Consider the following 23,338-nt stretch of genomic DNA (forward strand, 5'->3'; position numbering starts at 1 on the left):
GAGCCCGAGCCGATCGCCGACGAGCCGGTCGCGGCCACCGGCCCGCTAGAGGCGGCGCCCGCCACCGAAGCCGCGTCTCCGGCAACGGCCGTCCTGGAGACGCCGGCCCCGGTGCCGCAGGCCGTTCCAGCCGAACCCCCCGCGCCGGCGCCTCTGCCTCAGGCCACGTCGCCGGCGGATGCGCCGGTGTCGACGCTGAAGGGCCTCGGCCCCAAGCTCGCGACGCGGCTGGGGGAATTGGGCGTATCGACCGTGGGCCAGGTCGCGGCGCTGACCGACGACGAGGCGGCGCGGCTCGATGCCCAGCTCGGCCCGTTCTCCGGCAGGATGACGCGCGACCGCTGGATCGAGCAGGCGCGCTTCCTGGCGGCGGGCGACACCGCGGGGTTCGAGGCGGTGTTCGGGCGCCTCTGACCGTCAGCCCGCGCGGCGACGCGTCCGGGCGAGCGCGAGGTCGACCGCCTCCATCGCGATCCGTGCGACGCCCGCGCCCAGGATCATGTCGACCAGATAATGCGTGCCCTCGACCGGCGTCGACAGCAGCATCGCGGCGATCAGCCCGATCAGCGGCAGGCGCAGCGGCGGCGTCCGCCATGCCGTGCTGAGATAGATCGTGCCCGCGGCGGCGTGGAAGCTCGGCGCCGACACCAGCCCGCGCAACGCGCCGAGGTCGACCGCGCCGACGCGACGCGCGCGCAGCGCGGGAATCAGGTCCGACTGCCACGTCTCGCTCGCGGGCAGATAGGGCAACGGACCGTGCCACAGGTATGAGAGCGGCCCGACCGCGGGCATCAGCGCGAACAGCGCCAGCGTGACCACCGCGGCGAGCCAGAAGCTGGCGAGGAACCGATGCGCCTCCGCACGCTCGCCGGTCCGGGCGAACCAGCCGAGCAGGATCGCCGGGGTCACGTAGATGCTCTGGTAACAGGCGGTGCCGACGACCTGGAGCACCGGATGCGCCGCCACCGCGCGATACCAGGTGAGCCAGTCGAATCCGAGCGCAAGGTCGATCCGCTGGAGCATCGGGTCGGCATAGCCGTGGGTCGATGCGGCGATCGGATAGCTGGTCACCGCGCCGGCCAGCGCGATGCCGGTGAACAGCGCATAATAGCCCGCGCCGTCGCGCAGCGCCGCACCATGACGCCAGCCGTTGGTCACGCGGCGGCTGCGCAGCACGATCACCAGCACGATGCCGAGCGCCAGCGCCAGCGCGACGCGGCCGTCCCCCGTCACGCGCAGCCCGGCCTGCATCATCAGCGCCGCCGACGCGACCACGCTGGCGAGCAGCGCCGCGGCGACGTGACGTGGCGGGAATCCATGGTCGCGCGCGCCGGCGGGGTGGGATCGGGCGGGGGTGGCCCCGGCCCGCGCGACGGCGGCATGGACTGGCTGCAACACGGCTGACGGATCCCGATCGTTCGCCTCCCCCGTCGCGGCCGTGCGCTGAAGCGGCGATGAACCAACAGCCGCGACGTCGCGCGATGCCGCGCCGGGCGTGGATCGACGGGCGCACTCCGGCGAGAAGGATCCGGCACCGATGCGCGAAGAAGCAGCGGCCGACGCGCGTGTTAGAATGGATGGCGATGACAGGACGCAGGTCGTGCCGGGCGCGACACCTCTGCGTCCTCCGCGCGACCATTCATCCTCCGGCGCCACGGCCGACAACGATCGGGGTTCAGGCTGGGACGGCGGTTCGTTCGTACAGTCGCCCCGAACAGGTTCGTGACCATCGTGGGCGCAGGCATCGCGCAAGAAACTTTGGCCATCCCCCTTGCCCACCGCGCGCTCTCAAACAAGCCGGGGTGCCGCGTGCGGATGGCAGGCGGCGCTAGAGCGCGCTGACGAGCAGCTTGTCGATGCGGCGGCAGACGCGCGTGTTTGGATGGCTGGCGATGACAGGACGCAGGTCGCGCCGGTCGCGACACCTCTGCATCCTCCGCGCGACCATTCATTCTCCGACGCCACGGCCGACAACGATCGGGGTTCGGGCTGGGCCGCGGGTTCGCTCGTATAATCGCCCTGAACAGGTCCATGACCATCGTAGGCGCAGACGTCGCGCCGGCCACTCCTGCCATTCCGTTACGCACGGCGGGCTCTCAAACGAACCGGGGTGCCGCGTGCGGATCGCAGGCGGCGCTAGAGCGCGCTGACGAGCAGCTTGTCGATGCGGCGACCGTCGAGATCGACGACCTCGAACCGCCAGCCCTGTTCCTCGAAACTCTCGCCCTCCGCCGGCAGGTGGCGGAACGCGGCCAGCGCCAGTCCGGCGACGGTCGCATAGTCGCGGTCCTCGGGCAGGTCGATGCCCAGCCGCTCGGCGAGGGCGTCGGCGGCCATCGTGCCCGCGACGAGCAGCGATCCGTCGTCGCGCACCACGACGGAGGGCGAATCGTCGGGATCGGTGTCGCTCGCGAATTCGCCGGCGATCGCGGCGAGCAGGTCGGCGGGGGTCACGATCCCTTCGAAATGCCCGTATTCGTCGTGGATCAACGCCATCGGCACCTCCGCCTGGCGCAGCGCGATCAGCGCGTCCATCGCATCGATCCGGTCGATCACCACCGGCGCGCGCCGCATCAGCTTGCGCAGGTCGAGGGCTTCGCCGCGGAACAGCGCCGCGGCGATGTCGCGCGCCTGCACGACGCCGACGACCGCATCCACCGATCCCTCCGCGACGGGGAGGCGCGTGTGCGGCGTCGCGAGCAGCGTGTCGCGGATGCCGGCGGCATCGAGGTTGCAGTCGAGCCAGTCGACCTCGGTGCGGGGCGTCATCACCTCGCGCACCGGCCGGTCGGCGAGGCGGACGACGCCGGAGATGATCGTGCGTTCATGCTCCTCGATCACGCCCGACTTGCTCGCTTCCGCGACGATCAGGTGCAGTTCCTCCGCCGTCACCTGATCCTCCGATTCGCGGTTGAGGCCGAGGACGCGGAAGACCAGGGCGCTCGACGAATCGAGCAGCCAGACGAGGGGCGCGCAGATCACCGCGATCCAGCGCATCGGCAGCGCGACCAGCGAGGCGACGGTTTCCGGCTTGCGTAGCGCGAACTGCTTGGGGACCAATTCGCCGATGATGAGCGAGGCATAGGTGGTAAGGCCGATGACCAGCGCGAAGCCCGCGGTCTGCGCCGTCTCCGCCGCCAGACCCATCGCCTCCAGCCGCGCCGCGGTCGGCCCGCCGAGGCTCGATCCCGAATAGGCACCCGCCAGGATGCCGATCAGCGTGATGCCGATCTGCACCGAAGACAGGAACTTGCCCGGGTTGGCGGCGAGCTTGAGCGCGGCGACCGGCCCCTTGCGTCCCGACCGCGCCATCGCCTCCAGCCGCGCCTTGCGCGACGATACGATCGCCAGCTCGCTCATCGCAAACACGCCGTTCAGCGCGACGAGGGCGAGGATGATGAGGACGTCGATCCAGGGGAAGGGCGGAAGCGGTGCCATCGGCGGATGCGTCTTTGCCGCACAAGTGGCGCGACGACAACCATATCTGTCGGGCCGGGCCGACATCGTCCGTCATCGATGGTTCAGATCGCAGGCGGAACAAGCCGCTTCGGCCCTGAGTTTATCCGGCGAAGACACATGAAAGGGATGTCATGAAAGCCAAGTTCCCCAAGCTGGCGACCGCCGCCGCGCTCGTCGCGCTGGTCGCCACGAGCGCCTGCACCACCGATCCCGAGACCGGCGAGCGTCGCATTTCGAAGACCGCGATCGGCGGCATCGGCGGCGCGCTGGGCGGCTACCTGCTCGGCGACCTCGTCGGCGGCCGCCGCGACCGGACCGAAAAGATCCTGGGCGCCGGCATCGGCGGCCTCGCCGGTGCGGGGATCGGCGCGTACATGGACCGGCAGGAACGCGACCTGCGTGCGCGCACCGCGGGCACCGACGTGCAGGTGACGCGCGAGGGCGACAATCTGGTGCTCAACATCCCGTCGGGGATCACCTTCGCCTATGACAGCGCCGACGTGCAGCCGCAGTTCAAGCGGACGCTGGACCAGGTCGCCGACACGCTGGCACAGTACAACCAGACCTATATCGACGTGTACGGCCATACCGATTCGACCGGGTCGGATGCGTACAACCAGACGCTGTCCGAACGGCGGGCGACGTCGGTGGCGGATTACCTGGCCAGCCGCGGCGTCCAGCCGGCGCGGATCGGCACCCGCGGCTTCGGCGAATCGCAGCCAATCGCCTCGAACGACACCGATGCCGGGCGCGCCGCGAATCGCCGCGTCGAGGTGAAGATCGTACCGATCTCGCAGACCGACCTGCGCTGATGATGACGACGTGCGGGAGGCGGTGCGCGCCGCCTTCCGCCTGTTTCACCGAGTCTCTACGCCCGGATCAGCCCCGCCGCGCGCGGAAGAAGTCGCGCAGCAGGTCCGCCGCCTCCGCCTCGCCGATCCCGGCATAGACCTCGGGCCGGTGATGCATGGTGGCCTGCGCGTACAGGCAGGGGCCATGTTCGACCGCGCCGCCCTTGGGATCGCCGGCAGCGTAATAGAGCCGCGCGATGCGCGCATGCGCGATCGCCCCGGCACACATCGCGCAGGGCTCCAGCGTCACCCACAGATCGGCGGTTTCGAGCCGTTCGCGGCCCAGCAGCGCCGCGGCGGCACGAATCACCCGTATTTCGGCGTGCGCGGTCGGATCGCACAGCGCGCGCGGCGCGTTGGCCGCGACCGCGATCACCTCGCCCTGCCAGACCAGCGCGGCACCGACCGGCACCTCGCCGGCCGACGCCGCCTCGGCCGCGGCGTCGAGCGCGCGGCGCATCGGGATCGGCAGCGGAAACATGCGTCCGTCCCTGCCGCCCGGCCCCGTCGCGGTAAAGCCTATTGCGCGTTGCCGGGCTTTTCGACGTTGACCGTCGGCACCGCCACCGTCTTGTTCTCCGTACCCACGCTGACGCGCGCGACGTCCGCCTTGAACTGCGGCGCCTGGACCATCGCGGGCCGGGTCTGGTCGATGTTGACGAGGCCGAAATACATCAGCGCCACGACGATCAGCGCGATGACCCCGATCAGAGCGAGCAACGTGCGCATTCATCATCCCCTTGTCTGCGACCTTTACGATGGCGTAACAACGCCGCGTCGCCGACTCCGTTGCATGGCGCGCGCGCGCCGCCGACGGTTGACGCAAGCGCCATGACCCGCTAGTGGCGCCGACTTTCCGGGCAACCGAATTCAGGATCAAAAACCATGTCGCGCATCTGCGAGCTGACCGGCAAGGGCCGGCAGGTGGGGAACAACGTTTCCCACGCCAACAACAAGACCAAGCGCACGTTCCTGCCGAACCTGCAGAACGTCACGCTGATGTCCGATTCGCTCGAGAAGAGCGTGCGGCTGCGCGTCTCGACGCATGGCCTGCGTTCGGTCGAGCACAACGGCGGCCTCGACAACTGGCTGGTGAAGACGAGCGAGGACAAGCTCTCGCTGCGCTGCCGCCGCCTGAAGCGCGAAATCGCCAAGAAGCTGTCGACGACCGCCGAGGCGGCCTGAACGACCGCTGCCGGAGCGCGCTGCGCCCCGGTCGGCCTGCACGGGTACGAAAAGCCCGCCGTTCCGCGGACCGGCGGGCTTTTCGCGTGGCGTCGCCCCCCACCGAAGCGAATCAGCGTCGGTCGAGCCGGAACTTGAGCAGCAACGTGCGTTGCAGCATCGACTGGTTGTCGTCGGACACCATCCACACGATCGTCGCGCCATCCTCGACCGTCGTCGCCAGCCCTTCGAAATTGTCGTGGATCAGCGGCACGACGATCGCGGCGAGCAGCCGGCCGCGCACGACGCCGCCCTGGCGGATCGCCGCGGCAGGCACCAGCGACAGCCGGTTGCCGAATCGATAGGGTAGCGCGAACGACCGATCGAGCACGAGCAGGTCGCCGTTCGGCAAGGCCGTCGCGTCGGACGGATCGAAGCGGCCATAGGGCAGGTAGGCGAAGTGGACCGGGTCGCTCGCCGTGGGATCGCCCGCAAAGATCAGCGCATCGCGGCTTTGCAGCCGGTCGCGCTCGGGGCCGCGCCAGCGCCGGCGCGGGACGTGCCGCTCCTCGCCGATCACGACGAAACGCCCGTCGGGCAGGCGGGCGAGCGATTCGGGCCCGCCGTTGGCCGGCCAGCGCCGCATCGCCGCCGGCCGGCGCCACGCCTCCGCCCGCGCGAAGCCCGGTGCGTACCGCCAGACCGCGTTGGCGCGCTCGAACCCGACCCACAGCTGCCCGGTGAACGGATCGACCGCGAGCGATTCGCTGTCGCGGTCGCGCTTGTCCCAGCCGGTGCCGGGACCGGCGGGCAGGTTGCGGAACGCAAGGCGGCGCGGCTGCCAGTCGGCGCCCATCGTGAACGCGGCGACGTTGCCGCCGTCGCTCAGCATCGTGAACCGGTCCCCTTGGGGCCCATGCGCGACGTGCAGCGCCGAAAAGCCGCCGAAGGCGGGGTCGCGACTGCGCAGCGCGACCCCGCCGAGATAGGTGAGCGCGCCGATCCGCACCCGCCGCGGATCGGCGGGGTCGAGGTCGACGCGCGTCGCGGTCATCTGCGCCCCGTCGCCGAGCAACGCCAGCCGCTCCTCCCCCGACCAGCCGGGGACGATCAGCAGCACTGCGAGGATAACGAACAGGACGCGCATCGCGCCTCCATAGGGGGCGCCGCGGCGGGCGATAGCCTGAACGACGGATAACGGCCGCATTCAGGCTCCGCTCAATGCGAATCGGGCAAATGGGGTTCATCGACGCCGGACAGGTGCTCCACCGCGCCGCCGCCGACTGGAAGAGTTTACGGGAGAAGACCCATGCTGAAGACCCTGAGCCTTGCCGGTGCGGCGCTCGCCATGTCCGCCACCGCCCTCGTCCCCGTCACGCCGGCCGTCGCGCAGCGCGGCTATTACGGCGATCGCGGCTACGATCGTGGATACGACCGCGGCTATCGCGGCGACCGGGTCTATCGCGGCGACAACGGTTATTATCAGGATCGCGGCTATCGCGGCGGTGGCCAGCGCTGCAAGAGCGGCGACACCGGCACCCTGGTCGGCGCCATCGCCGGCGGCCTGCTCGGCCGCACCATCGACACGCGCGGCGACCGCCTGCTCGGCACCGTGCTCGGCGCCGGCGCCGGCGCGCTGGCCGGCCGCGCGATCGAACGGTCGGACCGTCCCGGATACTGCCGCCGCTGAGCGGCAGTCAGAGTCCCTCGCGTAGCGTTTCGAGGGCGGGGGGAGTCGGCCGGCGACGGTCGGCTCCCCCTTGTCGTTTCAGATCGTGTCGCCGACGGCGGTCAGTACATGTGCTGGCCGCCGTTGATGCTGAGCGTCGATCCGGTGACGAAGCCCGCCTCGTCCGAACACAGGAAGGCGACGCCGCGCGCGATCTCGCTCGCCTGGCCGAGCCGGCCGACCGGGATCTTGGCGACGATCTTGTCGAGCACGTCCGCAGGGACCGCCGCGACCATGTCGGTATCGATATAGCCCGGTGCGATGGCGTTGACCGTCACCCCGGCGCGCGCGCCTTCCTGTGCCAGCGCCTTGGTGAAGCCGTGGATGCCCGACTTGGCGGCGGCATAGTTCACCTGGCCATACTGGCCCGCCTGGCCGTTGATCGAACCGATGTTGACGATCCGCCCCCATTTGCGTTCGCGCATGCCGGGGAAGGTCGCCTTGGCCATGTTGAAACAGCCGCCGAGGTTGGTGTCGATCACCTCTTTCCACGCCTCGTACGTCAGCTTCAGGATGGTGCCGTCGCGGGTGATGCCGGCGTTGTTGACGACGATGTCGATCGGCCCCAGCTCCGCGGCGACGCGGGCGCAGCCGTCCTGGCACGCCTCGAAATCGGCGACGTCCCATTTGAACGCGGGGATACCCGTCCGGTCGGTGAAGGCGCGGGCGCGCTCGTCGTTGCCGGCATAGCTGGCGGCGACGACGATCCCCGCCTCCTTCAGCGCGAGGCTGATCGCCTCGCCGATCCCGCGCGTGCCGCCCGTGACGATCGCTACTCTGGCCATCAGTATCTCTCCCGTTCTGGTTGCATCGGAGGCTAGGGCACGGCGCTGCAAAGTGGCAATGGCCGTAGCGTAATTTTACGTGTCCTGCCCGATCCAGCCCTGCAATTCGCGGCGCAGCAACGTGCGCAGCATCGCCATCCCCGGCGCACCGTCGTTGAGGCAGGGGAGGTAGGCGAAATGCGTCCCGCCCGCCGCCTCGAAACTCTCGCGCCCGCGAATCGCCAGTTCTTCCAGCGTCTCGAGGCAATCCGCCGAAAAGCCCGGCGCGATCACCGCGACCTTGCGCACGCCCTTGGCGGGCATCGCCTCCAGCGTCTCGTCGGTCGCGGGGCCCAGCCATTTCGCCGGGCCGAAACGCGACTGGAAGGCGATCACCAGGTCGCGCCCCAGCGCCTGCCCGAGCAGCCGCGCGGTCTTCTGGCAGTGGCAATGATAGGGATCGCCCAGCTGCAGCGTCCGCCGCGGCATGCCGTGGAAGCTCGCGACGATCGCATCGGGCACGAAATCGAGCGCGGCGATCTGCGCCTCGATCTCATCCTTCAGCGCGTCGATATAGGCGGGGTCGTCGTGATAGGGCGGCAACGTGCGGATCGCCGGCTGCCAGCGCAGCCCGGCGAGCGCGGCGAAAGCCTTGTCGTTCGCGGTCGCCGTCGTCGCCGCGCAATATTGCGGATAAAGCGGTGCGATCAGGATACGCTCGCAGCCCACGTCCTTCAGCGCGATCAGGCGGTCGGCGATCGCCGGATTGCCGTAGCGCATCGCATAATCGACGATCACCCCCTCGCCGAACGCGCCCTGCAACCCCTGGCACTGGCGGCGGGTGATCGCGGCGAGCGGGGAGCCTTCCTCGCTCCACACCAGGCCATAGGCGTGTGCCGATTTCTTCGGGCGGGTGTTGAGGATGATGCCGCGCAGGATCGGCTGCCACGCGATCGCCGGAAGCTCGACGACGCGCCGGTCGGACAGGAATTCGCCGAGATAGCGTTTGACCGACCGGGCGTCGGGTGCGTCGGGGGTACCGAGGTTGGTCAGCAGCACGCCGATCTTGCGCGGCGCGACGGGCGGGTGGTCGGCGGGAAGGGTCATGCCCCCCGCCTTAGCGGCAGGTGACGCAGCCGCATACCGGTCGCGGCATGCAGCGCGTTGGCGATCGCGGGGGCGACCGCGGGCACGCCGAGCTCGCCGACCCCGCCCGGCGCCTCGTCCGAGCGGACGAATTCGACGATGACGTCGGGCGCGTCGACCAGCCGCGGCAGGTCGAGCCCGGCGAAACCGCGGACGTCCGTGCGCCCGGCGGTGATCCCGGTCGAGGCGCCCAGCGCCTGCGCGAGGCCGAAGATCAGCCCGCCCTCGATCTGTTGCAGGACCAGGTCCGGGTGGATCATCCGGCCGCAATCGACCGCCGCGACGAGCCGCTCGACCCGCGGGCGCCCGCCCTCGCCCATCTCCGCCTCGGCCAGCACCGCGATATGGCTGCCGCGGAAGCTGTGGCAGGCGATGCCCTGCCCCGAACCGGGCGCGCCGCCACCCCAGCCGCCGAGCGCGGCGACGGTGGTGAGGCAGCGCGCGAGTCGCGCGTCGCCGCCGAGCATGCCGATCCGGTAGGACAGCGGCTCGGTGCCGGCGACGCGGGCGAGCTCGTCGACGAAACATTCGGTGAAGAAGGCGGTATAGCCGTGTGCGCCGCCGCGCAGGTGGCCGGTGGGCAGGCCGACGTCGGCGACATGGTGGCGGATCGCGAGCGCCGGGATGCGATAGGGGGGCAGCGCGCCAGCCACCGCATAGGGATCGGCCCGCCCGAGTGCGATCGCCGCCGCCTCCGGCAACAGGCGGCGCGCGAGGGCGTGACCGGTCGCGGGGGCGGCGATCCGCGCCTCCCACGCCGCGATCGTGCCGTTGGACGACAGCCGCGCACGCATCCGTGCCCGCGCCGGCGGGCGGAAGCGATCGTGGCCGACGTCCTCGCCGCGCGACCAGACGAGCGCGACCGGCCGTTTGAGGCGCATCGCCAGCACCGCAGCCTGTTCGGCGACGAGCGGATCGAGCGTCGCGCCGAACCCGCCGCCGCCCAGCGTCGGGTGGACGACGACCGCGCCCTCGCCCAGTCCTGCCGCGCGTGCCGCCGCCGCGCGGGCCGCGGCGGGCGCGGCGGTCGGCAGCCATAGTTCGAGCCGCCCATCGCGAAACGCGGCAGTCGCGCTCTGCGTTTCCAGCGCGGCGTGGACGCCCGGGGCGGCGGCATAGTCCGCCGTGACGACGCCGGCGCCGTCGAGCAGGGCGCCGATCGTGCCGACCGTGGCGACGGGTTCGCCGTCCGCCGCCAGCGCGGCGTCGAGGCTGCGACCGATCGCCGCGTCGTCGACCATGGCGCCGGTGGTTTCGAACCGTGGCGCCAACGCATCGAGCGCGCGGTTCGCCGCCCACCAGGTGGTGGCGACCGCCGCGACCCAGTGCGGGTTCTCCACCACCGCGAGCACGCCGCGGATACGGTCGGCGGCGGCGCGATCGACGCGGACCAGCCGGCTGTCACCGATCGGCCCCTGACGCAGCGCGGCATGGACCATGTCGGGCAGGCGGATGTCGGCGGCGAAACCGGCCGACCCGTCGACCTTCGACGGCACGTCGAGGCGCGGCACCGCGCGTCCGGTGAGCTTGCCCGCCCCCTGAACGCCGATCGGCAGCGGATCGGGCACCTCCTCTCCGGCAGCGGCGGCGGCGAGCGCGGCGAAGCGCAGCCGCGTGCCGCCATGCAGGACGAAGCCCGCATCGACGGTGCAGTCCGTCCAGGCGACGTCCCAGCGTCGCGCCGCCGCCTTGCACAGCAGCGCACGGGCCGCCGCGCCGGCGGTCCGGCACCCCTCCTCGAACATCCGGATCGAGGTCGACCCGCCGGTGACGATCAGCCCGGCGCGTTCGGCGAACGCCTGGCGCAGGTCGTCGGGCAGGCGCGCGAACGTCCCCTCGAACAGGAAATCGAGCGCGAGCGGATTGGCATAGAGCGGGTTGAGCGGTGCCGCCTCCACCCCGACGGTGCGCCAGTCGGCGCCCAGTTCGTCCGCGACGATCTGGGCGAGCGCGGTGTAGACGCCCTGGCCGTGTTCGAGCTGCGGTATCGCGACGGTGACATGGCCGTCGTCGCCGATCTTGAGCCACGCGCCGAGCGCGGTTTCGCCGGGCGCTACGGCGAGGTTGGGGCGATAGCTGCGTGGCCACAATGCCCAGGCCACGACCAGCCCGATCCCCGCGCCGCCCCCGACCAGCACCTTGCGTCGATCGATCCCCGTCATCGCGAGGGGCTTATCCGGGGTGCGGGGCGGTTGAAAGGATTTGGTTCGGCGGCGGCGCGAATGCGTGCGGCGCCGCGCCCCCGTCCCGCCGCGGCGCGGGCCGCGGCCCTGCCGTGCCGCTGCGTCCGCTCGTCACGCCATCGCGAGCGCCCGATAGGTGTTGCGCAGCGCAACTTTGTCGATCTTCTCGGTGCCGAGCCGCGGCAGCGCCGCCTGGGACACCCAGATCCGCGCGGGCACCTTGAACGCGGCGATGTGCTCGCCGAGGAACGCCTGCAATCCCGCCTCGTCCAGCGTCGCGCCGTCGCGGGGCTGGACGACCGCGCCCGGCACCTCGCCGAACCGTTCGTCGGCGAGGCCGAACACCGCCGCCTCCGCCACCGCCGGATGCGTGTAGAGCGCCGCCTCCACTTCCTGACACGAGATGTTCTCGCCGCCGCGGATGATGATGTCCTTCTTGCGGTCGACGATGAACAGATAGCCGTCGGGATCGAGATAGCCGATGTCGCCGGTGCGGAAGAACCCGTCCGCGGTCATGCACGCCGCGGTCGCCTCCGGCCGGTTCCAATAGCCGATGAAGTTGCAGATGCTGCGGATGCACACCTCGCCGCGCTCCCCCTGCGTCACCGCCGCCCCGGCGTCGTCGAGGATCGCGAGGTCGACCAGCGGGGCGGACGGGCGTCCGGCGCTGTCGGGCTTGGCGATATAGTTGCTGCGCCAGTTGCCGGTGCCGACCGCATTGGTCTCGGTCAGACCGTAGCCGATCAGCGGCGCCCCGCCGCCGTTGGCCCCGCCCATCTCGGCATCGATCCGCCGTACGTGCTCGACCGGCCGCGCCGCGCCGCCGGCGGCGAAATCGGTGACGGTCGACAGGTCGTGGCGGGCGCGATCGGGATGGGTCAGGATCTCGAAGCTCATCAGCGGCACGCCGACGAAATAGCTGATCCGTTCGCGTTCGATCAGCCGCATCGCCTCGCCCGCATCCCATTTCGGCATGAGCACCAGCTTGCGCCCCATCGCGAAGCTCTGCAGCATCACGGGGATCTCGGCGGTGACGTGGAACAGCGGCAGCGTCAGCAGGGTCGAGGGTTGCTCGGTCGGCGCGTTGCCGTCCTGCGCGGCGAGGCCCAGCATCATCAGCGCCTGCGCCAGATAGTTGAAGATGCCCTGCACGACGCCGCGATGGTCGGCGAGCGCCCCCTTCGACTGGCCGGTCGAGCCCGAGGTGAACAGGATCGTTGCATGATCGGTCGCCGCCACCGCCGGCAGCGCGACGGCGTCATCGCCCGACAGCGCGGCGAGCGCCGTATCGAGCGGCAGCATATCCTCGATCGTCACCACCGGCGCGGCGATGCCCGCCAGCCGCTTCGCCCGCGGCGGATCGGCGAAGACCAGCGCGCACTCCACCTCCGCCACCGCGGCGGCGAGTTCCTCGGCCTGCCACCAGCCGTTGAGCAGCGTCGCGACGCCGCCGGCGATGACGATGCCCATGTAGAGGACGATCCACGACGGCGAATTGCGCATCGCGATGCCGACCCGGTCGCCCTTGCCGATCCCGTGCGTGCCGGCGAGCGCCCGCGCGACGCGCAGCGCCGCGGCATAGGTCTGCGCGAAGGTCAGCCGTTCCTCGCCCGCGACCAGGAACGTCTTGTCGGCATGCTCGGCGCAATAATGCGCGAAATAATAGGGCAGCGACGGCGGCGCAGCGGCGATCAGCGGATAGGCGCGCCCGTCGCGCTCCACCGTGCCGAGCGCGAGCATGCCGCCCGCGCCGGTCAGCGCGGCCATGGTCGCGTCCATGCGCTCGTCGAGGGCCGTCCTCATCATCTCTCTCCGCTTGGTCTTGTGCCTTTGCGCCACTATGCAGGCGACAAACCCGGGGGGAAAGCCTTGATCCTGTCCATGCTCGCCGCCGTCGCCCCCGCTGCCCTGCCGGCAGCCGGCGGCGGCCACATCCGTTTCGCCGACCTGGGGCTGCATCCCGACATCTTCTCGATCGGCTTCTTCACGCTGCGCTGGTACAGCCTCGCCTATATCGCGGGCATCCTGGTCGGCTGGTGGTACCTGCTGAAGCTGCTCGCGCAGCCCGGCGCACCGATGGCGCGCCGCCACGCCGACGACCTCGTCTTCTACGCGACGCTCGGCATCATCCTCGGCGGGCGGATCGGCTATGTGCTGTTCTACGCGCCCGACATGCTGCTCCACCCGCTGCGCGTGTTCCGGCTGTGGGACGGCGGCATGAGCTTCCACGGCGGCGTCATCGGCACCTCGATCGGGCTGATCCTGTTCGCCCGCAAGCACAGGCTCGACTGGTTGCGGGTGCACGACTACATCGCCTGCGTCGTGCCGTTCGGCCTGTTCTTCGGCCGGCTGGCGAACTTCGTGAACGGCGAATTGTGGGGCAAGCCCGCCGACGTGCCTTGGGCGATCGTGTTCGAGCGCACCGTCCCCTACGGCCTGCCCGAACCCGCGCGCCACCCCAGCCAGCTGTACGAGGCGGGGCTGGAGGGCATCGTGCTGTTCGCGCTGCTGTGGTTCGCCTTCTGGCGGACGAAGGCGCGCTACCAGCCCGGCAAGCTCGTCGGGCTGTTCGTGCTCGGCTATGGCATCGCGCGGTTCATCGTCGAATTCTTCCGCGAACCCGACGCGCAGTTCCGCGGCACCTTCATCGAGGCGACGCACATCCACATGGGCCAGTGGCTGTGCGTGCCGATGATCGTCGGCGGCCTGTACCTCGTCCTGACCGCGCCCGGCCGGCGCACGCGGGTGGAGCCGATCGCGGGGACGCAGAGCGTCGCCTGACCGACAGCCCTTCCGTCATTCCCGCGCAGGCCGGAATGACGGAAGGAGTGAAGGTCCCCGCCCTTGCGCCCGACTGTCCGGCACGGCATCTGAACGCGCGTGACCGACGCGCCCGATCCCCCCGAAGCCCCCCTGCCCGACCGGCTCGCGCGTGCGATCACGCTCGCCGGGCCGATGCCGGTGTCGCAGTTCATGGCCGCTGCCAATGCGCATTATTACGCCACGCGCGACCCGCTGGGCCGCGACGGCGATTTCGTCACCGCGCCCGAGATCAGCCAGATGTTCGGCGAGCTGATCGGCCTGTGGTGCGCCGACCTGTGGGATCGCGCCGGGCGGCCCGACGTCGCCTGGGTCGAGCTGGGGCCGGGTCGCGGCACGCTTGCCGCCGACGCGCTGCGGGCGATGGCGACCGCCGGCCTGCGCCCGCCGGTACATTTCGTCGAGACGAGCCCGCTGCTGCGCGCCGCACAGGCACAGCGCGTGCCCGATGCGACGTGGCACGACGGCGTCGACACGCTGCCGCAGGACGTCGCGCCGATCGTCGTCGCCAACGAATTCTTCGATGCCCTGCCGATCCGCCAGCTGGTGAAGCGCGCCGCGGCCGACGCGGGCGGGGGCTGGCACGAACGGCTCGTCGCCTGCCAGGACACGTTGTTCCTGCCGATCGCGGGCAAGCCGGTGCCGGTCGCGGTGCTGCCCGAGCAACTGCGCGACGCGCCGGCCGGATCGGTGCTGGAGATTTCGCCGGCGAGCGTCGCCGTCATGGCCGCGCTCGGCCGGCGGATCGCTGCGCAGGGGGGCGCGATGCTGGTGATCGACTATGGCTATGAGGGGCCGGCGCTCGCCGACACGTTGCAGGGGTTGCGCGGCCATGGCTTCGCCAATCCGTTCGAGGCGCCGGGCGATACCGACCTGTCCGCGCATGTCGATTTCACTACGCTCGCCGCGGCGGCGCAGGGCGCGGGCGCAATCGCCTGGGGGCCGGTGACGCAGCGCGACCTGCTCGGCGGGCTCGGCATCGATTCGCGCGCCGCCGCGCTCGCCCGCGCCGCGCCCGAGCGGGCGGAGGCAGTGCTGGCGGATCGCGCCCGGCTGATGGAGGCGATGGGCACGCTGTTCCGCGCGCTGGCGGTGACGCATCGCGAATGGCCCACGCCGGCGGCGTTCGGCGCATGACTGCGACGCTGCGCACGCCCGGCGTCGCCGATGCGACGGTGATCGCCGCGCTGATGGCGTCGTGCTTCACCGCGACCTTCGGGCATCTCTACGCCCCCGCCGACCTCGCGAGCTTCCTCGGTTCGCTGACGCCGGAGCGGTGGCGCGCCGAACTTGCCGATCCCGCCTTCGCCTTCCAGCTCGCCGAACACGATGGCGTCGCGGTCGGCTTCGCCAAGCTCGGGCCGCAGGGCCTGCCGGTCGCGCCCACGGGGCCGATGATCGAGCTCAGGCAATTGTACCTCACCGCCTCGCAGCAGGGCAGCGGCCTTGCCGGGCGGATGATGGACTGGGTGCTCGCCACCGCGCGCGACCGCGGCGCGCGCGAGCTGTTCCTGTCGGTCTATGTCGACAACGTCCGCGCGCGCCGCTTCTACGAACGCTATGGGTTCGAGGAGGTCGGCACCTATACCTTCATGGTCGGCGATCATGCGGACGAGGACCACCTGATGCGGCTCGCGCTGTGAGCGTCGACGTCATCCGTGCGCGCGCGCTCGACGGCGTGGCGCATGGCTTCCTCGGCCGGCGCGGCGGCGTGTCGGAGGGATTGTTCGCCAGCCTCGATCTTGGTCGCCGATCGCAGGAGGTCGATGGCTGGATCACCGAGAATCGCCGGCGCGCGATCGCCGCGGTCGCGCCGGGCGCGGCGCTCTGTACCGTCTATCAGGTGCATTCCGCCGAGGTCGTCACCGTCGGTGACGCCTATCCGCACGAAGCCCGCCCGCGTGCGGATGCGCTGGTCACCGATCGCCCCGGCCTGCTGCTCGGCATCCTGACCGCGGATTGCGCACCGGTGCTGTTCGCCGACCGGCAGGCCGGCGTCGTCGGCGCCGCGCATGCCGGATGGAAGGGCGCATTGGCCGGCGTCACCGATGCGACGATCGCGGCGATGGAACGGCTGGGCGCCCGGCGCACGTCGATCGTGGCAGCGATCGGCCCGTGCATCGCCCGCGCCTCTTACGAGGTCGACGACGGCTTCGTCGCCACCTTCACCGGCCCGGACCCGGCCAACGAACGCTTCTTCGCACCTGGCCGCGCGGGGCATCACCAGTTCGACCTCGAGGCCTATGTCGCCCACCGCCTCGCCGCCGCCGGGCTGACGCGGATCGCGGCGCTGGGCCTCGACACCTATGTCGACGCGCCGCGTTTCTTCAGCTTCCGCCGCGCGACGCATCGCGGCGAGGCGGATTACGGCCGCCAGATCAGCCTGATCGCAGCAGACTGATCCCGCGCACCGGACGCGCCGGCGCATCGCATCCGTCGCAAGATAGTGTCATCCGATACGATCTGTGACTATGCTCCTGCAACCAAGGAGATAGAGATGCCCGACGAAGCAGAAATGACCGGCGTTCCCGGCGCGACCCCCGCCGCCCAGGTCGAGCGGATCGGCGACCGCAAGCTGAAGCCGAGCACGATGATGATGGGCTACGGGTTCGACCCCGCCCTGTCCGAAGGCGCGCTGAAGCCGCCGATCTTCCTCACCTCGACCTTCGTCTTCCCCAACGCCGCCGCCGGCAAGCGCCATTTCGAGGGCGTCACCGGCAAGCGGCCGGGCGGCGCCGACGGCCTCGTCTATTCGCGCTTCAACGGCCCGAACCAGGAGATCCTGGAGGACCGGCTGGCGATCTGGGAAGAGGCGGAGGACGCGCTCGCCTTTTCCAGCGGCATGTCGGCGATCGCGACGCTGTTCCTGGCGATGACCAAGCCGGGCGACACGATCGTCCATTCCGGCCCGCTCTATGCGGCGACCGAGACGCTGATCGGCCGCATCCTCGGCAAGTTCGGGGTGAAGTGGCTCGACTTCCCCGCCGGCGCGACCCGCGACGAGATCGACGCGGTGCTGACCGAGGCGAAGACCGGCAACGTCGCGCTGATCTACCTCGAAAGCCCCGCCAATCCGACCAACGCATTGGTCGATATCGAGGCGGTGGCGGCGAGCCGCGATGCGATCTTCGCCGACGCCGCGGAAAAGCCGCCGATCGCGATCGACAACACGTTCCTGGGGCCGCTGTGGCAACAGCCGCTGCGCCACGGCGCGGACATCGTCGTATACAGCCTGACCAAATACGCCGGCGGGCACAGCGATCTGGTCGCAGGCGGCGTGCTGGGGACCAAGGCGCACATCAATACCATCCGGTCGATGCGCAACACGATCGGCACGATCTGCGATCCGAACACCGCGTGGATGCTGCTGCGCAGTCTCGAAACGCTGGAATTGCGGATGAGCCGCGCCGGCGAGAATGCGGTCAAGGTCTGCAACTTCCTGCGCCACCATCCCAAGGTCGAGCGGGTCGGCTATCTCGGCTTCCTGCCCGACACGCCGGGGATGGAGCGACAGGCGGACATCTATGCCCGCCACTGCACCGGCGCCGGATCGACCTTTTCGCTCATCGTGAAGGGCGGCGAGGCGGAGGCGTTCCGCTTCCTCGACGCGCTGCGCATCGCCAAGCTCGCGGTGTCGCTGGGCGGAACCGAGACGCTCGCCAGCCACCCCGCCGCGATGACGCACCTGTCGGTGCCCGAGGAACGCAAGGCGGCGCTGGGGATCACCGACAATCTGGTGCGCATCTCGATCGGGGTCGAGGATGCCGACGATCTGATCGCCGACTTCGATCAGGCGCTCGACGCGATCTGACCCAAGGCGCTGCGGAAAGGGGGGCACGGTCCGGCGTGCGCCCCCCCACCGTGAGGAAGGATCGCGCGAAGACGCGAAGACGCAAAGAGGTCGCGCCGCAGGCAGGCTTCCGCGTTCCTCGGATTTTGACAAAGGAATACTGCCGCGCGTCCACGCCATCTTCGCGGCTTCGCGGCTTCGCGCGAAAATCCCTTGCGCGCCGATCACCCGACGCCCGAAAGCGAGGGCCACGCCGGTGGCGCCGAAGCCGCCTTGCCCCGGCCGGGCATTGCCACGATGATGCGGGCATGTCCGATCTCACGACCTTCATCGCCGGCCTGCCCAAGGCGGAACTGCATCTGCATATCGAGGGCAGCCTCGAACCCGAGCTGATGTTCGCGCTGGCGCGGCGCAACGGCATCGCGATTCCCTTCGCGACCGTGGAGGAGGTCCGCGACGCCTATCGCTTCAGCCGGTTGCAGGATTTCCTCGACATCTATTACCAGGGTGCCGAGGTGCTGGTGCGGCGCGAGGATTTCCGCGACCTCGCCATCGCCTATTTCGATCGTGCCGCCGCCGACGGCGTCGTCCATGCCGAGATCATGTTCGATCCGCAGACCCATACCGCGCGCGGCGTGCCGTTCGAAACCGTCGTCACCGGGCTGCTCGACGGCATCGCCGACGCCGAAGCGCGACACGGGATGAGCGTGCGGCTAATCCTGTGCTTCCTGCGCCACCTCGAGGAGGCGGATGCCTTCGCGACGCTGGAGGCGGCACGGCCCTGGCTCGACCATATCGCCGCGGTCGGGCTCGATTCGTCGGAGCTCGGCCATCCGCCCGAAAAGTTCGCGCGCGTCTTCGCCGCGGCGCGCAGCGCCGGGCTGCGGCTCGTCGCGCATGCCGGCGAGGAAGGGCCACCCGAATACGTCCTCCAGGCGCTCGACGTGCTCGGCATCGACCGGCTCGACCACGGCAACCGCAGCCTAGAGGATCCGCTGCTGACCGCCCGGCTGGCGCGGAGCGCGATGACGCTGACCGTGTGTCCGCTATCCAACCTGAAATTGTGCGTCGTCGACGACATGGCCGACCATCCGATCGACCGGATGCTGCGCGAAGGGCTGCGCGCGACGATCAATTCCGACGATCCCGCCTATTTCGGCGGCTATGTCGCGGACAATTACCGCGCGGCGGCGGAGGCGCGGAGCCTGTCGCGCGCCGATCTGGCGCTGCTCGCCCGCAACAGCTTTCTCGGATCGTTCCTGCCCGACGCGGTCGTCGCCGGGCATCTGGCGCGGCTCGACGCCTATATGGCGGCGCAGTGATGCCGGTGTTCACGCTGATCCCGCACGACGATTTCGTCGCCGCCGTCCATGCGTTGGCGGCGGCGATCCGCGACGCGGGCTGGACGCCCGATTTCATCATCGGCATCGGCCGCGGCGGCCTCGCCCCCGCGGTCTACCTCAGCCACGCGACCGGACTGCCGATGCTCTCGGTCGATTATTCGAGCCAGGTCGACGATTTCGCCGAGGCGCCGCTGGTGCGCCTCGCCGAGCGCACCCGCGCGGGCGAGAAATTGTTGTTCATCGACGACATCAACGATTCGGGCCGGACGATCGCGCATATCCGCGGCACGCTCGCCGCGGCGGGCGCGACCGCGGCGGTGATGCGGTTCGCGACGCTGATCGACAACGCCAGCTCCGCCGAACGCGTCGACTATCGCGCGCGCACGATCGACCGCCGGACGATGAAGGACTGGTTCGTGTTTCCATGGGAAGCGGTCGCCCCGTCCGCCTCGATCGAGCAGGACGCAGCCGAGGTGCCCGACCGGATCGCGTGATCGTCCGGCGACGCAATGACGGATCGGGGTTAGCCGAATCCGCTAGTGGGAGCGGGCGATTTTCTCCGCACCGCCGCGCCTGCCTTCGCTCAACCGTCGCTGGCGCGTTCGATATCCGCGCCGACCGCCGACAGCTTCTCCTCCAGCCGCTCGTAGCCGCGATCGAGGTGATAGACGCGCGCGACGGCGGTCTCGCCATCGGCGGCGAGGCCGGCGAGGATCAGGCTCATCGACGCGCGCAGGTCGGTCGCCATCACCGGCGCGCCGACCAGCCGGTCGACGCCCTTCACCACCGCGGTGCGGCCGTGGACCTGGATGTCGGCCCCCATCCGCGCGAGTTCGGGCACATGCATGTAGCGATTTTCGAAGATCGTCTCGGTCAGCACGCTGGTCCCGCCCGCCATGCACAGCATCGCCATGAACTGCGCCTGCATGTCGGTGGCGAAGCCCGGATAGGGGGCCGTCGCGATATTGACCGGGCCGAGCGGCCCGTCCGCCGCCACGCGGACGCCGTCGCGGGTCGGCTCGACGGTGACGCCCGCCTCGCGCAGCGCGTCGGTCGTCGCCTGCATGTCGGCGACATTCGCGCCGACCAGCTCGAGGTCGCCGCCGGTGATCGCCGCGGCGCACGCATAGCTGCCCGCCTCGATCCGGTCGGGCATCACCGCATAGGTCGCGCCGTGGAGGCGGTCGACGCCCTCGATCTCCAGCGTGTCGGTGCCGATCCCCGCGATCCGCGCGCCCATCGCGACCAGGCAATTGCACAGGTCGACGATCTCGGGCTCGCGCGCCGCATTCTCGATCACGCTGCCGCCGCGGGCGAGCACCGCCGCCATCACGACGTTCTCGGTCGCGCCGACCGACACCACCGGAAAGCGGTAGCGGCCGCCCGACAGCCGCCCGCCCGGCGCGGTGGCGCGGACATAGCCCGCCGCCATTTCCAGCTCCGCGCCGATCGCCTCCAGCGCCTTCAGGTGCAGGTCGATCGGGCGGTTGCCGATCGCGCAGCCGCCCGGCAGCGACACCCGCGCCTCGCCCGCCCGCGCCAGCACCGGCCCCAGCACCAGGATCGAGGCGCGCATCTTGCGGACGATGTCGTAGGGCGCCTCGGTCGAGGTCAGCTTGCCGGTCCGGATCGTCATCACCCTGCCGAAATCCTCCGGCCGCGTCCCCTCGATCGCGGTCGACGCGCCGAGCTGGTTGAGCAGATGCCCGAAGCCGTCGACGTCGGCGAGCCGCGGCAGGTTGCGCAGCGTCAGCGGCTCGTCGGTCAGCAATGCGCACGGCATCAGCGTCAGCGCGGCGTTCTTGGCGCCGGAGATCGGCAGGCGGCCCGACAGGCGATTGCCGCCGCGGATGAGGATACGGTCCATGGGTCCCGCGTCTAACGCGCTGTCGCGCCGGTGCAAGACGACAATCATGTTCGCGCGATTGATCGATTTTAATGCGGCATTTCGGCCCTTTTGCTTACTCGCTCCGGCACAATCGGGGAACATCAACGCGTGGCCAGCTCTCTCGCCGAACGTCTCGGCGAACTGATCGACCTGTCAGCGAACGAACAGGCGGCACTGGATGGGCTGGAACAGCGCGAGCGGACGCTCCGCCGTGGCGCGGTCCTGTTGCGCGAGCACGACCGGCCGTCCGAGCTGTTCGTCGTCACCCGCGGCACGCTGATGAGCTATGTCATCCTGCCCGACGGCAGCCGGCAGATCCTGCATTTCCTGTTCCGCGGCGACATCGTGGCGATGGCCAGCCTCGCCTATCGCAGCTCGCCGGAAACGGTGATCGCGCTGACCGAGGCCGCGGTCGCGCCGCTGGAGCGGGCGGCGATCGGCGCGCTGGCGGTGTCGCATCCGCGGCTGTCGGCGCTGCTGATCGCGGTCGACCAGATGGAGCGGATCGGCCTGACCGACCGGCTGGCGGGGCTGGGCCGGATGTCGGCGAAGGCGCGCGTCGCGGCGCTGCTGCTCGACATCCGCAACCGGCTGCGCACGCGCGACCCGCGTCTCGACCGGACGTTCGGGCTGGGCCTGACGCAGGAAGAGATCGGCGACGCCACCGGGCTGACCGCGGTCCACGTCAACCGGATGCTGCGGCAACTGGAAGAGGAGGGGATGATTACCCGCGAGGGCGGCCGCTTCACGCTGCTGGACGAAGCCCTGCTCGCGCGGACCGGGCATTTCACCGATCGCCGGGCGGGCCTCGATCTCGGCTGGCTGCCCGCGGCGCGCTGATCGGCCGCGACGCCGGTCCGTTCAGGCCTTTTCCAGCGTGCACTGCAACGGGTGCTGGTTCTGCCGGGCGAAATCGATGACCTGGCCGACCTTGGTTTCCGCGACCTCGTAGGAAAAGACGCCGCAGACGCCGACGCCCTTCTGGTGGACGTGCAGCATGACGCGCGTCGCCTCGTCCATGTTCATGCGAAAGAAGCGTTGCAGGCACAGGACGACGAATTCCATCGGCGTGTAATCGTCGTTGAGCATCAGCACGCGATAGGGCGTCGGCTGCTTGGTACGCGAGCGCGTCTTGGTGGCGAGGCCGGTCCCGGCGCCCTCGTCCGTCCCGTCGTCGCGGCGTTCGGCCATGGTGATCGGTGCAACTGTCATGTGTTCCGCCGAAATATGGCATCGCAGGGCATCGGGGCAAGGCCTGTCGACAGGAAAACCACGCGGCCCGAACGCGAAGGGGGCGGCCGCATCGCTGCGACCGCCCCCGCCACGTCCGTCGCGCGTCGCTGTTACGCGGCGACCTTCAGCTTCTCGGCGGCAAGCGCGACGCGGTTCGACAGCGGCTGCGCGACCTCGCCGGCGAGCTTCAGCATCGCCTCGGTGTTGCGCGAGGTCTGCTGGACCATCGCGTCGAACGCCGAACGGACATAGTCCGACTGCAGCTTCATCAGCTCGGTCGGCGACTTGACCGTCGACAGCGTCTTGGCGACCGTGGTGGCCTCCTCGAACGACTTCTTGGCGAAGGCGGCGGCGTCCTGGCCGAGCGCCTCCATGCCACGGACGGCGACCTTCGACGCTTCGACCAGCGCCTCGATGTTGCCCTTGCCGAACTCGTTGGCGTCCTCGAACATCTTCTGGCCCTTCTCGACGGCGCCCTTCGCCTGGGCGGTCGCGTCGTTGAACGCGGTCTGGGTCTTGGCGGTGACGTTTTCGATCGTTTCCATGATGACTTCCTTCGCTGCGGGTTGAATGATCGGGGCGGTCGCCACGACGGGCGGGACCGCGACTTCGGGTGCGGGGCGCGCGGCCAGCGGCTGCGGCGCGGGCGCCGGCATTGCGGGCGCGGGCGTCGCCGCGGGGGCCGGCTTGCTGCCGGTCGGCTTGGATGCGGGCGATTCGGGTACGACCGGCGCGGGTGCGACCGCCCTGGGGGCGGGGGCCTGCGGCACGGACGGCTTCGGCGGGACGGCCTTGGCGGCCGGGACGGGTGCGACGGGTGCGACGGGCGGCTTTGCCACGGGCGCGCCACCGCTGATCGCGCGCATGCGGCGCTGCCTGGCGGGCTTCACCGGCGCCTTGGGAACCTTATGGTTCATCGATCCTACTCCAGCTATTATGCTGCGACGCACAATAGTGAAGCGGATCGA

The 23,338-nt window shown here is 70.4% G+C and carries 23 protein-coding genes and 1 pseudogene; 12 read left to right on the forward strand and 12 right to left on the reverse strand.

Translation table 11 applies throughout. The features are described 5' to 3' along the window. A pseudogene (locus LPN01_RS17750) lies at window positions 1–414 on the forward strand (hypothetical protein); the annotation flags it as partial. A 3-nt stretch (window positions 415–417) separates the two neighbouring features. Here the strand turns inward: LPN01_RS17750 and LPN01_RS17755 are convergent. Then, on the reverse strand, window positions 418–1,398 hold the full coding sequence (locus LPN01_RS17755) for a phosphatase PAP2 family protein (RefSeq protein WP_262829755.1): 981 nt from the start codon (window positions 1,396–1,398) through the stop codon (window positions 418–420). Window positions 1,399–2,136: 738 nt separating this feature from the next. Next, entirely contained in the window at window positions 2,137–3,438 is a 1,302-nt protein-coding gene (locus tag LPN01_RS17760; RefSeq protein ID WP_262829756.1) for a hemolysin family protein, read from the reverse strand. A 152-nt stretch (window positions 3,439–3,590) separates the two neighbouring features. On the opposite strand from LPN01_RS17760, the gene LPN01_RS17765 reads away from it, so the two are divergent. Continuing rightward, window positions 3,591–4,271 carry an OmpA family protein gene (locus LPN01_RS17765; protein ID WP_262829757.1) on the forward strand — a complete coding sequence of 227 codons (681 nt, stop codon included), beginning with the start codon at window positions 3,591–3,593 and terminating at the stop codon, window positions 4,269–4,271. A 67-nt stretch (window positions 4,272–4,338) separates the two neighbouring features. Here the strand turns inward: LPN01_RS17765 and LPN01_RS17770 are convergent, their stop codons facing one another. Together LPN01_RS17770 and LPN01_RS17775 are read right to left on the reverse strand one after the other, a co-directional pair. Further along, a complete protein-coding gene (locus tag LPN01_RS17770) occupies window positions 4,339–4,770 on the reverse strand; it encodes a nucleoside deaminase (RefSeq protein ID WP_262829782.1) in 432 nt (143 codons plus the stop codon). 59 nt (window positions 4,771–4,829) lie between these two features. Continuing rightward, window positions 4,830–5,039, reverse strand: a complete 210-nt coding sequence (locus LPN01_RS17775) for a hypothetical protein (protein ID WP_262829758.1) — start codon at window positions 5,037–5,039, stop codon at window positions 4,830–4,832. Between the two features lie 156 nt (window positions 5,040–5,195). Here LPN01_RS17775 and rpmB point away from each other — a divergent pair, with 156 nt between their 5' ends. After that, entirely contained in the window at window positions 5,196–5,495 is a 300-nt protein-coding gene (rpmB, locus tag LPN01_RS17780) for a 50S ribosomal protein L28 (RefSeq protein WP_262829759.1), read from the forward strand. Between the two features lie 112 nt (window positions 5,496–5,607). Here rpmB and LPN01_RS17785 read toward each other — a convergent pair whose 3' ends face one another. Further along, entirely contained in the window at window positions 5,608–6,621 is a 1,014-nt protein-coding gene (locus LPN01_RS17785) for an esterase-like activity of phytase family protein (RefSeq protein WP_262829760.1), read from the reverse strand. Between the two features lie 162 nt (window positions 6,622–6,783). On the opposite strand from LPN01_RS17785, the gene LPN01_RS17790 reads away from it, so the two are divergent. Continuing rightward, the gene (locus tag LPN01_RS17790; protein WP_262829761.1) at window positions 6,784–7,164 is read left to right on the forward strand and encodes a glycine zipper 2TM domain-containing protein; all 381 of its coding nucleotides are present in this window, start codon (window positions 6,784–6,786) and stop codon (window positions 7,162–7,164) included. A gap of 101 nt (window positions 7,165–7,265) precedes the next feature. Here LPN01_RS17790 and phbB read toward each other — a convergent pair whose 3' ends face one another. The 4 genes from phbB to LPN01_RS17810 all read right to left on the reverse strand — a co-directional run bounded on the left by phbB (window position 7,266) and on the right by LPN01_RS17810 (window position 13,099). Continuing rightward, window positions 7,266–7,988 carry an acetoacetyl-CoA reductase gene (phbB, locus tag LPN01_RS17795; protein ID WP_262829762.1) on the reverse strand — a complete coding sequence of 241 codons (723 nt, stop codon included), beginning with the start codon at window positions 7,986–7,988 and terminating at the stop codon, window positions 7,266–7,268. Window positions 7,989–8,063: 75 nt separating this feature from the next. Further along, on the reverse strand, window positions 8,064–9,074 hold the full coding sequence (hemH, locus tag LPN01_RS17800) for a ferrochelatase (protein WP_262829763.1): 1,011 nt from the start codon (window positions 9,072–9,074) through the stop codon (window positions 8,064–8,066). After that, complete coding sequence (locus LPN01_RS17805) at window positions 9,071–11,275, reverse strand: xanthine dehydrogenase family protein molybdopterin-binding subunit (protein WP_262829764.1); 2,205 nt, start codon at window positions 11,273–11,275, stop codon at window positions 9,071–9,073. Before LPN01_RS17805 ends, hemH begins: the two co-directional genes overlap by 4 nt. A 132-nt stretch (window positions 11,276–11,407) precedes the next feature. Then, window positions 11,408–13,099: a class I adenylate-forming enzyme family protein gene (locus tag LPN01_RS17810; RefSeq protein WP_262829783.1), complete on the reverse strand. Its 1,692-nt coding sequence runs from the start codon at window positions 13,097–13,099 to the stop codon at window positions 11,408–11,410. Window positions 13,100–13,165: 66 nt separating this feature from the next. Here LPN01_RS17810 and lgt point away from each other — a divergent pair, with 66 nt between their 5' ends. The 7 genes from lgt to LPN01_RS17845 all read left to right on the forward strand — a co-directional run bounded on the left by lgt (window position 13,166) and on the right by LPN01_RS17845 (window position 19,743). After that, window positions 13,166–14,077 carry a prolipoprotein diacylglyceryl transferase gene (gene lgt / locus LPN01_RS17815; protein ID WP_410482851.1) on the forward strand — a complete coding sequence of 304 codons (912 nt, stop codon included), beginning with the start codon at window positions 13,166–13,168 and terminating at the stop codon, window positions 14,075–14,077. Window positions 14,078–14,176: 99 nt separating this feature from the next. After that, the gene (locus LPN01_RS17820; protein WP_262829765.1) at window positions 14,177–15,253 is read left to right on the forward strand and encodes a class I SAM-dependent methyltransferase; all 1,077 of its coding nucleotides are present in this window, start codon (window positions 14,177–14,179) and stop codon (window positions 15,251–15,253) included. Next, window positions 15,250–15,759 carry a GNAT family N-acetyltransferase gene (locus LPN01_RS17825; RefSeq protein WP_262829766.1) on the forward strand — a complete coding sequence of 170 codons (510 nt, stop codon included), beginning with the start codon at window positions 15,250–15,252 and terminating at the stop codon, window positions 15,757–15,759. The genes LPN01_RS17820 and LPN01_RS17825 overlap by 4 nt, the downstream gene beginning before the upstream one ends. Then, window positions 15,756–16,517, forward strand: coding sequence for a peptidoglycan editing factor PgeF (gene pgeF, locus LPN01_RS17830; protein ID WP_262829767.1), 762 nt, complete (start codon window positions 15,756–15,758; stop codon window positions 16,515–16,517). The genes LPN01_RS17825 and pgeF overlap by 4 nt, the downstream gene beginning before the upstream one ends. Window positions 16,518–16,613: 96 nt before the next feature. After that, window positions 16,614–17,927, forward strand: coding sequence for a cystathionine gamma-synthase family protein (locus tag LPN01_RS17835; protein WP_262829768.1), 1,314 nt, complete (start codon window positions 16,614–16,616; stop codon window positions 17,925–17,927). Window positions 17,928–18,214: 287 nt separating this feature from the next. Then, window positions 18,215–19,228: an adenosine deaminase gene (locus LPN01_RS17840; protein ID WP_262829769.1), complete on the forward strand. Its 1,014-nt coding sequence runs from the start codon at window positions 18,215–18,217 to the stop codon at window positions 19,226–19,228. Next, window positions 19,228–19,743 carry a phosphoribosyltransferase gene (locus tag LPN01_RS17845; protein WP_262829770.1) on the forward strand — a complete coding sequence of 172 codons (516 nt, stop codon included), beginning with the start codon at window positions 19,228–19,230 and terminating at the stop codon, window positions 19,741–19,743. Before LPN01_RS17840 ends, LPN01_RS17845 begins: the two co-directional genes overlap by 1 nt. A gap of 89 nt (window positions 19,744–19,832) precedes the next feature. Here the strand turns inward: LPN01_RS17845 and murA are convergent, their stop codons facing one another. Continuing rightward, window positions 19,833–21,116 carry a UDP-N-acetylglucosamine 1-carboxyvinyltransferase gene (murA, locus tag LPN01_RS17850; protein ID WP_262829771.1) on the reverse strand — a complete coding sequence of 428 codons (1,284 nt, stop codon included), beginning with the start codon at window positions 21,114–21,116 and terminating at the stop codon, window positions 19,833–19,835. A gap of 129 nt (window positions 21,117–21,245) precedes the next feature. On the opposite strand from murA, the gene LPN01_RS17855 reads away from it, so the two are divergent. Continuing rightward, window positions 21,246–21,977: a Crp/Fnr family transcriptional regulator gene (locus tag LPN01_RS17855; protein WP_262829772.1), complete on the forward strand. Its 732-nt coding sequence runs from the start codon at window positions 21,246–21,248 to the stop codon at window positions 21,975–21,977. Window positions 21,978–21,998: 21 nt separating this feature from the next. Here LPN01_RS17855 and clpS read toward each other — a convergent pair whose 3' ends face one another. After that, complete coding sequence (clpS, locus tag LPN01_RS17860; RefSeq protein ID WP_262829785.1) at window positions 21,999–22,328, reverse strand: ATP-dependent Clp protease adapter ClpS; 330 nt, start codon at window positions 22,326–22,328, stop codon at window positions 21,999–22,001. A gap of 152 nt (window positions 22,329–22,480) precedes the next feature. Next, entirely contained in the window at window positions 22,481–23,287 is an 807-nt protein-coding gene (locus LPN01_RS17865; RefSeq protein WP_262829773.1) for a phasin family protein, read from the reverse strand. Window positions 23,288–23,338 lie beyond the last annotated feature (51 nt).

Origin of the sequence: Sphingomonas sp. A2-49 (assembly GCF_025548555.1) — a bacterium.
GTDB lineage: Bacteria > Pseudomonadota > Alphaproteobacteria > Sphingomonadales > Sphingomonadaceae > Sphingomonas.